This is a genomic window from Stenotrophomonas sp. 05L44_2 (genome assembly GCF_056665995.1).
In genome coordinates this window covers 1-10,155 of record NZ_JBFTNR010000053.1, presented here as the reverse complement: position 1 = coordinate 10,155, position 10,155 = coordinate 1, and the positions used below count along the sequence as shown (strand labels likewise).

10 protein-coding genes are annotated in these 10,155 nt (G+C 66.9%); 7 read left to right on the top strand and 3 right to left on the bottom strand.

Annotated elements, in window-relative coordinates:
* The 7 genes from AC1VAN_RS03270 to AC1VAN_RS03240 form a co-directional block, all read left to right on the top strand.
* Positions 1-451 (top strand): glutathione S-transferase family protein (locus tag AC1VAN_RS03270; protein WP_480985259.1); only part of this gene is annotated, 451 nt, incomplete at its 5' end.
* Between the two features lie 89 nt (positions 452-540).
* The gene (locus tag AC1VAN_RS03265) at positions 541-2,820 is read left to right on the top strand and encodes a thiamine pyrophosphate-dependent enzyme (RefSeq protein ID WP_480985258.1); all 2,280 of its coding nucleotides are present in this window, start codon (positions 541-543) and stop codon (positions 2,818-2,820) included.
* Between the two features lie 3 nt (positions 2,821-2,823).
* Positions 2,824-4,767, top strand: coding sequence for an asparagine synthase (glutamine-hydrolyzing) (gene asnB, locus AC1VAN_RS03260; RefSeq protein WP_480985257.1), 1,944 nt, complete (start codon positions 2,824-2,826; stop codon positions 4,765-4,767).
* Between the two features lie 66 nt (positions 4,768-4,833).
* A complete protein-coding gene (locus AC1VAN_RS03255) occupies positions 4,834-5,394 on the top strand; it encodes an NADPH-dependent FMN reductase (RefSeq protein WP_033831525.1) in 561 nt (186 codons plus the stop codon).
* A 213-nt stretch (positions 5,395-5,607) separates the two neighbouring features.
* Positions 5,608-7,038, top strand: a complete 1,431-nt coding sequence (locus AC1VAN_RS03250; protein ID WP_480985256.1) for a replicative DNA helicase — start codon at positions 5,608-5,610, stop codon at positions 7,036-7,038.
* A gap of 163 nt (positions 7,039-7,201) precedes the next feature.
* Complete coding sequence (locus AC1VAN_RS03245) at positions 7,202-7,414, top strand: hypothetical protein (RefSeq protein ID WP_025876788.1); 213 nt, start codon at positions 7,202-7,204, stop codon at positions 7,412-7,414.
* Between the two features lie 17 nt (positions 7,415-7,431).
* The gene (locus AC1VAN_RS03240; RefSeq protein ID WP_478048779.1) at positions 7,432-7,671 is read left to right on the top strand and encodes a hypothetical protein; all 240 of its coding nucleotides are present in this window, start codon (positions 7,432-7,434) and stop codon (positions 7,669-7,671) included.
* A 28-nt stretch (positions 7,672-7,699) separates the two neighbouring features.
* On the opposite strand, the gene AC1VAN_RS03235 is transcribed toward AC1VAN_RS03240, so the two are convergent.
* From AC1VAN_RS03235 to AC1VAN_RS03225, 3 genes are all read right to left on the bottom strand, one after another.
* Positions 7,700-8,110: a hypothetical protein gene (locus AC1VAN_RS03235; protein ID WP_051585183.1), complete on the bottom strand. Its 411-nt coding sequence runs from the start codon at positions 8,108-8,110 to the stop codon at positions 7,700-7,702.
* Positions 8,111-8,273: 163 nt separating this feature from the next.
* Positions 8,274-9,710, bottom strand: a complete 1,437-nt coding sequence (lpdA, locus tag AC1VAN_RS03230; protein ID WP_032951934.1) for a dihydrolipoyl dehydrogenase — start codon at positions 9,708-9,710, stop codon at positions 8,274-8,276.
* A gap of 63 nt (positions 9,711-9,773) precedes the next feature.
* Positions 9,774-10,155: 2-oxo acid dehydrogenase subunit E2 (locus AC1VAN_RS03225; RefSeq protein ID WP_480985255.1), on the bottom strand; the 382-nt coding region annotated here is incomplete at its 5' end.

The following is a 10,155-nucleotide window of genomic DNA, read 5'->3' as shown; positions in this document are numbered from 1 at the left end:
GACCGAGTCCAATGCGATCCTGTTCTGGCTGGCCGAGGGGACGCCGTATCTTCCCGCCGACGGTTGGCAGCGTGCGCAGGCATTGAGCTGGATGTTCTTCGAGCAGTACACGCATGAACCCTGCGTGGCGGTGGCACGCTTCATCCGCGGCTGGACACCGGCCGACTCGCCACGCCGTGCTGAACTGCCGCGCCTGCATGAGCGCGCTGCCAGCGCGCTGGCGGTGATGGAGCAGCATCTGAGCCAGGCGCAGTGGTTCACCGGCGATGACTACGGTATCGCCGATATCGCCTTGTTTGCCTATTCCGATGTCGCCGCCGACGGTGGCATCGCACTGGATCCATTCCCGCAGGTGGGGGCCTGGTTGCAGCGGGTGCGAGCGCAGCCTCGCTTCGTGCCCATGCCTGCGGTGACCGCCGAGGTGCGCGCGCGGTTCAACGCACCGGATTGATTCCCCTGCAGCGTCGGGCGTGCTCGACCAGCGGAAGGGTCGGGCAGCCTTGGCGTTACGGTCTGCAACAACGACACGGAGGGTGTTCGATGTTCGCTGTGGTTCCTGATCCCATTCCCGCGCGCATGCGCGGTCTCAATCGCGCCGAGGTCTGTGACGTCAATTTCCTCGAGGCCGTACGCGCCTGGCGCGGCATCCCGCGTMCGCGCCCGGCGCCGGATGCGCCGATCCTGCCGGGCAGCACCCTCACCGCCGCCGCCTTCGGCGAACTGTTCGAATCGCAGCTGCTCAGTCGCCAGCTCGACCTGATGGCGCGCGTGCTGCGCGTGCAGAACAAGGTCTTCTACACCATCGGCTCGTCCGGTCATGAAGGCAACGCGCTGCTTGCGCGCGCCTGCCGCCACACCGACCCCGCCTTCCTGCACTACCGTTCCGGCGCCTTCATGGCCGAGCGTGCGCGGCTGGTGCCCGGCATGGATCCGGTGCGCGACGCCGCGCTGTCCTTCGCCGCCAGTGCCGATGATCCGGCCAGCGGCGGCCGTCACAAAGTGTGGGGCAGCAAGCCGCTGTGGGTGCTGCCGCAGACCTCGACCATCGCCTCGCACCTGCCCAAGGCGGTGGGTACCGCGCTGGCGATCGAGAGTGGCAGGCGCCTGAGCCAGCCGCTGCCGATTCCCGCCGACAGCATCGTGATGTGCTCCTTCGGCGATGCTTCGGCCAACCATGCCACCGCGCAGACCGCGTTCAATACCGCGATGTGGTCGGCCTACCAGAAACTGCCGGTGCCGATCCTGTTCGTCTGCGAGGACAACGGCCTGGGTATTTCGGTGAAGACCCCTGAAGGATGGATCGCAGAGCGCTTCAGCCGGCAACCGGGCCTGGACTATTTCTTTGCCGATGGCCTGGACCTGGCGGCCGGACACGCGCAGGTGCAGGCGGCGGTCGAGCATTGCCGGCGCATGCGTCGRCCCACCTTCCTGCACCTGCGCACCACGCGGTTGATGGGCCACGCCGGTACCGACTTCGAAGTGGAATGGCGCGCATTGGCCGAGCTGTGCGCGGCCGAGGCGCAGGACCCGCTGCTGCGCTCGGCGCAGATCGCGCTGGAATCGGGCTGGATGGATGCGGCGGGCGTCGAGGCCGCCTATGAAACCCTGCGCGCGCGCTGCATGGCCGCCGCCATCGATGCCGATTCGCGGCCGAAGCTGCAGACATTGCAGGAAGTGATCACGCCGTTGGCACCCTATACGCCCGCAGCGGTGCAGGCCGAGGCCGAGCGCGTGGCGCCCATCGAGGCCCGGCAGGCACTGTACGGCGGCGCCGATGCGCTGCCCGAACGGCAACCGCCGCGGCATCTGGCGATACAGATCAACCATGCGCTGCAGGAGCTGCTGGGCAAGTACCCGCAGGCGCTGTTGTTTGGCGAGGACGTGGCGCAGAAAGGCGGCGTCTACACGGTGACGCGCGACCTGCTGCGCCGTTTCGGCCCGCGCCGGGTGTTCAACACGCTGCTGGACGAAACCATGATCCTGGGCATGGCCCAGGGGCTGGCCAACATGGGCATGCTGCCGATTCCGGAAATCCAGTACCTGGCCTACCTGCACAACGCCATCGACCAGGTACGTGGCGAGGCCTGCTCGCTGCAGTTCTTCTCCAACGACCAGTTCCGCAACCCGATGCTGGTACGGGTGGCCGGGCTGGGCTACCAGAAGGGGTTCGGCGGCCATTTCCACAACGACAATTCGATCACGGCGCTGCGTGACATCCCGGGGCTGGTGGTGGGCTGTCCGTCGCGTGGCGATGATGCGGTGATGATGCTGCGCGCATTGGCGGCATTGGCCCGCGTGGATGGTCGGGTAGCGGTGTTCCTTGAACCGATCGCCCTGTACATGACCAAGGATCTGCACGCGGCCGGCGACGGCCAGTGGTTGTTCGACTACCCCGCACCCGGGCAGGCGCTGGTGCTGGGCGAGGGCAGGGTGTATGCGCCGGATGCCAGCGATCTGGTGATCTTCACCTATGGCAACGGTGTGCCGATGGCGCTGCGCGCAGCGGTCGCCATCGAGCAGCAGCTGGGCTGGCAGGTGCGTGTGGTCGACCTGCGCTGGCTGGTGCCGTTGAATGCGGCCTTCATCGGCGCCCAGGCCGCCACCGCGCAACGGGTGCTGGTGCTGGATGAAGGGCGCCAGAGCGGGGGCGTCGGCGAGGGCGTGATCACCGCGCTGGTCGAGGCCGGCCATGGCCACCTGCCCGTGCGCCGGGTCTGCGGTGCCGATACCTATACGCCGCTGGCGGGGGCAGCAATGTTCGGGCTTCCAAGCGACAATGCGGTGATTGGCGCCGCCCTCGACCTGGCGCAGGAACCCTGATGCATGTGTGGATTGGCAGGTATGTTGTTGCCGGCGGCACAGACGCCGGCCGAGGTCCTGCAGGCGCAGGCGCTGGCCATGGGCCAGGCGCTGCACCATCGCGGGCCGGATGACGGCGGTACCTGGGTCGATGCCGCCGCTGGCATTGCCCTGGCCCACCGGCGCCTGAGCATCCTCGATCTTTCACCGCTGGGCCACCAGCCGATGGCCTCGGCCGACGGCCGCTATGTGATGGCCTACAACGGCGAGGTCTACAACTTCGCCACGCTGCGCGCCGAACTGGAGCCGCTGGGGCATGCGTTCCGTGGCCATTCCGATACCGAGGTGCTGTTGGCCGCGATCCTGCAGTGGGGCGTCGAGGACACCCTGCAGCGCGCCAACGGCATGTTCGCCATCGCCCTGTGGGACCGCCAGGAACAGTGCCTGTGGCTGGCCCGCGACCGGGTCGGCAAGAAGCCGCTGTACTACGGCTGGGCCGGTGATGCCCTGGTGTTCGGCTCGGAGCTGAAGGCGCTGTGGCAGCACCCGGATTTCGACAACGATATCGACCGCGATGCGCTGACGCTGCTGCTGCGGCTGGATTACATCCCGGCACCGCACAGCATCCACCAGCGCTGCTACAAGCTGATGCCCGGGCGCGTGCTGCGGCTGGATGCGGCGGCGGTGGCGGCCGGGGCCAGCGCACATCGCCCTGAGCAGGCGCAGCGTCCGTACTGGGACGCGCGCGCGCGCATGCAGGCGGCACTGGCCGCACCGTTCCAGGGCCGCATCGAGGAGGCCGAGGAGCAGCTGGATGGCCTGCTGCGCGATGCCGTGGCGCTGCGCATGGTTGCCGATGTGCCGGTGGGCGTGTTCCTGTCCGGCGGCACCGATTCGTCGCTGGTGGCGGCGCTGATGCAGGCGCAGAGCGGGCAGCCGGTGCACAGCTTCAGCATCGGCTTCAGCGGCTCGCACCACGATGAGGCACCGTTGGCCAGGGAACTGGCTACCCACCTTGGCTGTGATCACACCGAGCTGTATGTCAGTGGCGCCGATGCGCTGGCGGTGGTGCCGCAGCTGCCGGCAATGTTCGACGAACCCTTTGCCGATGCCTCGCAGGTGCCGACCGCGCTGGTCGCCCGCCTCGCCCGCCAGGGCGTGACCGTCGCACTGTCCGGCGATGGCGGCGATGAGCTGTTCTTCGGCTATACCCGCTATGTACGCGCGCTGCGCAACTGGCAGATGCTGGGACGGGTGCCCGCGCCGCYGCGGCGCTGGATGGGCGCGCGTGCGCACCAGCAGGGCGAGGCGTCGCGCACCGGCGGGCTGGCCGCGTTGCTGGCCGAAACCGGCGCACGTGGCATCGGCGATGTGTATCGCAACCGCATCTCGCGCTGGCGCGATCCGGCGGCGGCGGTGATCGGTGCACGCGAGGCGGGCAGCTTCTACGATCTGGCCGATCCGCTGCATGGTGCCGGTACGCCGGCCGACGCGATGATGCTGGCCGACTTCGTCAGCTATCTGCCCGACGATCTGCTGTGCAAGGTCGACCGCACCTCGATGGCGGTCAGCCTGGAGGCACGTGCGCCCTTGCTGGACTGGCGCGTGGCCGAGTTCGCCTGGTCGCTGCCGCTGGGCTTCAAGCGCAGTGAGTCGACCAGCAAGGTGCTGCTCAAGCGCGTGCTGGGGCGGTACGTGCCGCAGTCGATGGTGCACCGGCCCAAGCGTGGATTCGGTGCACCGGTCAGTGATTGGCTGAAGGGCGATCTGAAGCCCTGGGCGGACGAACTGTTGCAGCCGGCGCGACTGGAACGCGAAGGCGTGCTGTCGGCCGCCGCCGTGCAGCCACTGTGGCAGCAGTTCCTGGGCGGCCAGCGCAAGTGGCACACGCACCTGTGGAACGTGCTGATGTTCCAGGCCTGGCAGGACCACTGGCGGCAGGTGCGTGCAGGCGTGAAGCGCGCTTGATCTTCACCGGCGGGGAAGGGCGCGGCGGCTAGGCTGGCCCTCCCGCACCGTGAGGAGTATGTCCTGATGTCCGTCCCCACCATTGCCGTATTCGTCGGCAGCCTGCGCAAGGACTCATGCAACCGCAAGCTGGCCCGCGCGCTGGAGAAACTTGCGGGTGACAAGGCGCGCTTCCAGTACGTGCAGATCGGCGACCTGCCGCTGTACGACCAGGATTTCGACGCCAGCTACCCCGCGCAGGGCACGCGCCTGAAGGACCAGGTACGTGCCGCCGACGCCGTGCTGTTCGTGACCCCCGAGTACAACCGTTCCGTGCCGGGCGTGTTGAAGAATGCCATCGACATCGGCTCGCGCCCCTACGGCGACAGCGCTTTTGCGGGCAAGCCAGCGGCGGTGATCGGTGCTTCCATCGGCCAGATCGGCACGGCGGTGGCCCAGCAGCACCTGCGCAACAGCCTGGCCTTCCTGGACATGCACGTGCTTGGCCAGCCCGAGGCGTTCATCCACTTCAAGGATGGCCTGATCGATGCCGACGGCACGATCCACAACGAGGGCACGCAGACGTTCCTGCAGGGCTATGTGGACCGGTTCCTGGCCCTGATCGCGGTACATGCCAAGGGCGATTGACGCCAGCAGCGGCGGTTCCCATCTGCGATAATGGTCCGCTTCGGGCGTCGCAACGACGCCCGTAGCAGGCAATGCGACGCCCTCGCGCCAGTCTGGACAGGCTCAGGCGGATATCCCCCGTTCTTCCACGGCTTATCCACAGGTTTGTCCATGGCCGCCGGGCTCGGCGCATGCCTACACTCGTCTGGCCCCTTTTGCAGGAAACACCGCAGCATGTCCGCCCGTTCCGGCTTCCGTTCCAACCGCAGAGAGCGCGGCGATGGCTTCGATCGCGATCGCGATGAATCGCGTATCGACCAGTTGCGCGTGCCGCCGCACTCGGTGGAGGCCGAACAGGCGGTGCTGGGTGGCCTGATGCTGGCACCGGAGGCCTACGACCGGGTCAACGACCAGCTGACCGAGGGTGACTTCTACCGCCGCGACCACCAGATGATCTACCGGGCGATCCGCGAGTTGTCCGAGCGCGAGCGCCCCTTCGATGCGGTGACCCTGGGCGAGTGGTTCGAATCGCAGGGCAAGATGGAGCTGGTSGGCGATGGCGCSTAYCTGATCGARCTGGCSAGCACCACGCCGTCRGCSGCCAAYATCRKSGCCTAYGCSGARATCGTGCGYGACAARGCGGTGCTGCGSCAGCTGATCCAGGTCGGCACSGACATCGTCAACGATGGTTTCCAGCCCGAGGGGCGCGACAGCAGCGAGCTGCTGTCCGCCGCGGAAAAGAGCGTATTTGCCATCGCCGAGCAGGGCGCGCGCGGCCGTACCGACTTCGTGGCCATGCCCGGTGCGTTGAAGGACGCATTCGAAGAGCTGCGCAACCGCTTCGAGAATGGCGGCAACATCACCGGCCTGCCGACCGGCTATACCGATTTCGATGCGATGACCGCCGGCCTGCAGCCGACCGACCTGATCATCCTTGCCGCGCGTCCTGCGATGGGTAAGACCACCTTCGCCCTGAACATCGCCGAGTACGCGGCGATCAAGTCGAAGAAGGGCGTGGCAGTGTTCTCGATGGAAATGTCCGCATCGCAGCTGGCGATGCGCCTGATCTCGTCCAATGGCCGCATCAACGCGCAGCGCCTGCGTACCGGCCAGCTGGAGGACGAGGACTGGAGCCGGGTAACCGGTGCGATCAAGATGTTGAAGGAAACCAAGATCTTCATCGACGATACGCCGGGCGTGTCGCCGGAGATCCTGCGTTCCAAGTGCCGCCGCCTCAAGCGCGAGCACGACCTGGGCCTGATCGTGATCGACTACCTGCAGCTGATGAGCGTGCCGGGCAACAGCGAGAACCGCGCGACCGAAATTTCCGAGATCTCGCGTTCGCTGAAGGGCCTGGCCAAGGAACTGCACGTGCCGGTCATTGCACTGTCCCAGCTCAACCGCTCGCTGGAAACACGTACCGACAAGCGCCCGGTGATGGCCGACCTTCGCGAATCGGGCGCAATCGAGCAGGATGCGGACATGATCGTCTTCATCTACCGCGACGATTACTACAACAAGGAAAATTCGCCGGACAAGGGCCTGGCCGAGATCATCATCGGCAAGCACCGCGGTGGCCCCACCGGCTCGTGCAAGCTGAAGTTCTTCGGCGAATACACYCGTTTCGACAACCTGGCCCACGACTCGGTCGGTTCGTTCGAATAGCGCCGACGGCGTTACGGTAGCGCCGGGCCATGCCCGGCGGATCTGCTCCCCAGCGGCAGGTTTCATCGCCCCCCAACCGGGTTTCGTCGCAAACCGTTTGCGGGCGACAGGGCGGGGCAGCAACGTGGTTGCAGGCGGCGGGGTGCCGCCGAGGGAGCCTCTGATGAAGACCTTGTTTGCGCTTGGTGTCTGGTGCCTGCTGTTCGTGCTGTGCTGGCCGTTGGCGATCCTGGCGCTGGTCGCCTGGCCGTTCGTGTGGCTGCTGAGCCTGCCGTTCCGCCTGCTCGGCATCACCTTCTCGGCACTGTTCGCCTTCCTGCGCGCGCTGTTCATGCTGCCGGCACGCCTGCTGGGCGGCGGCCCGGTGACCGCATGAGGTCGCGCGTCATTGCGATGGTGGCGCTGCTGGTGGCGGCGCCCGCGTCCGCCAAGGAGCCGCCGTCGGCCTACCTGGAGCGCGGGCATGATCCTGCTTTGGCCGCCACCGCCGCGACTGCAGAGGATGCGCCCAAGGAATCCTGCCGGGTGGCGAAGGAGTGGAAGGCAGGGGAAACGGTCGTCCAGCACCGCATCTGTGACGATCCGCCGAAGAGGGCTGCCGCCAAGCCGGCGCCGCGGCCGATGCAGCGTTGATCCGCCATCTGCCGGTACGGCGGTGGTTTCAGGATGAGGGTGCCGCGGCGGCCGGCGGTGCCGGGAACACCTGTTCGCGCAGATCGCGGTAGACCATGATGATGCGGCCACGCGGGCGCACTACGAATTCAACCTGCAGCGGCGCCCCAGCGGTGGCTGCCGCCGGATGGGTCACCGTGCAGGGCTGCTTGATCCCACAGCGCCGCAGGGATACTTCCAGGCTGCCATCGCTGGCCGTGCGCACATCCGCGCCGGGTGAGTGGAAGAGCGTCTCGGCAGGCACGTGGTAGCGGATCAGCACGTCGCCATCGCGTTGCGGCATCACTTCGACCGGCTGCACCTCGGCTGCGCGGTAGTCGGTTCTGGCTGGGGTGGCAGTGCACCCGGCCAAGGCGAAGCCGAGCAGCAATGGCAGGCGGCAGAAGCGGGACAGGTGCATGATCGTACGGCTCCATGGAAATCGGCGGCGGCCACAGCATGTCCTGGCCGGTTGCATTGGGCCGGGTTGCAGGCGGGCGGTCAAGCGGCCAACAAAAAACCCCGCCGAGGCGGGGTTTTTCGTATCCAGCAACGCTGGCCAGTGGCCGGCACTACCCGATGGCTCAGTTCGCCTTGTGGATCGCGCGCTTGCTCACGGCCATCGCCGCGTCGTGCACCACTTCCGACAGCGACGGGTGAGCGTGGCAGATCCGCGCCAGGTCGTCGGCCGAACCGCTGAACTCCATGGTCAGCACGCCTTCGTGCACCAGCTCGGACACGTTGGCGCCGACCAGGTGCATGCCCAGGATGCGATCGGTTTCGGCGTGGGCCAGAACCTTCACGAAGCCTGCCGGCTCGATCATCGCCACGGCACGGCCGTTGGCGGCGAACGGGAAGCTGCCGGCCTTGTACGGGATGCCCTCGGCCTTCAGCTGCTGCTCGGTCTTGCCGACCCAGGCCAGCTCCGGCTCGGTGTAGATGACCCACGGAATGGTGTCGAAGTTGACGTGGCCCGGCAGGCCGGCGATCAGTTCGGCAACCGCGATGCCTTCCTCGAAGCCCTTGTGCGCCAGCATCGGGCCGCGCACGCAGTCACCGACCGCCCAGACGCCATTGACGCCGGTGTGGCAGTGCGCGTCGACTTCGATCTGGCCACGCTCGTTGATCTTGACGCCGGTACCTTCGGCCAGCAGGCCCTTGGTGGCGGCGCGACGGCCGACGGCCACCAGCAGCTTGTCCACCACCAGCGACTTCTCGCCTTCGGCGTCGGTGTAGGTCAGGGCGACTTCCTTCTTCTTGCCCTTGCCGGTCACTTCGGCCTTGGAGACCTTGGCACCCAGGCGGATGTCCAGGCCCTGCTTCTTGAATTCCTTGGCGGCGGTCTTGGCCACTTCGGTATCGGCCGCGGCCAGGAAGTCCGGCAGCGCTTCCAGGATGGTCACTTCCGAACCCAGGCGCTTCCACACGCTGCCCAGTTCCAGGCCGATCACACCGGCGCCGATCACGGCCAGGCGCGCCGGCACTTCGGTGAAGTCCAGGCCGCCGACGTTGTCGACGATGGTTTCGCCGTCGAACTTGGCGAACGGCAGTTCGATCGAATCCGAGCCAGCGGCGATGATGACGTTGGTGCCCTTCAGCTCGACGACCGAGCCGTCATGCTGGGTGACCTTGACCACGTTGCCCGGCTGCAGTTCGCCGAAGCCGTAATAGGCGGCGACCTTGTTGGCCTTGAACAGCATGGCGATGCCGCCGGTGAACTGCTTGACGATCTTGTCCTTGCGGCCAACCATCGCTTCGACGTCCATCTTGGCATCCTTGAAGCTGATGCCGTGGTCGCCAAAGATGTGGCCCATGTTCCAGAACTGGCGCGAGGAATCCAGCAGCGCCTTGGACGGGATGCAGCCCACGCGCAGGCAGGTGCCACCCAGGGCCGGCTTGCCGTCCTTGCCCAGCGCTGCGTCGATGCAGGCGGTCTTCAGGCCAAGCTGGGCCGCGCGGATGGCAGCGTGGTAACCGGCCGGGCCGGCACCGATGACGACGACGTCGAATTGTTCAGCCATTGAAATAGTCCTTGTTGCATTACCAGAACCCCTCCGCGCAGGCGCGGAGGGGCGGGAGGTCTCTTACAGGCCGAACAGCATGCGGCCCGGGTTTTCCAGCTGGTTCTTGATGTCCACCAGGAACTGCACCGAGTCCTTGCCGTCGATGATGCGGTGRTCGTAGGACAGCGCCAGGTACATCATCGGCGCGATCACGACCTGGCCGTTCTGGGCGATCGGGCGCTCCTTGATGGCGTGCATGCCGAGGATGGCGCTCTGCGGCGGGTTGATGATCGGGGTCGACAGCAGCGAACCGAAGGTGCCGCCGTTGGTCACGGTGAAGGTGCCGCCCTGCAGTTCTTCCAGGCTCAGCTTGCCGTCACGGGCCTTCTTGGCGTAGTCGGCGATGGTCTTTTCGATGTCGGCGAACGACATGCGCTCGACGTTGCGCAGCACCGGCGTGACC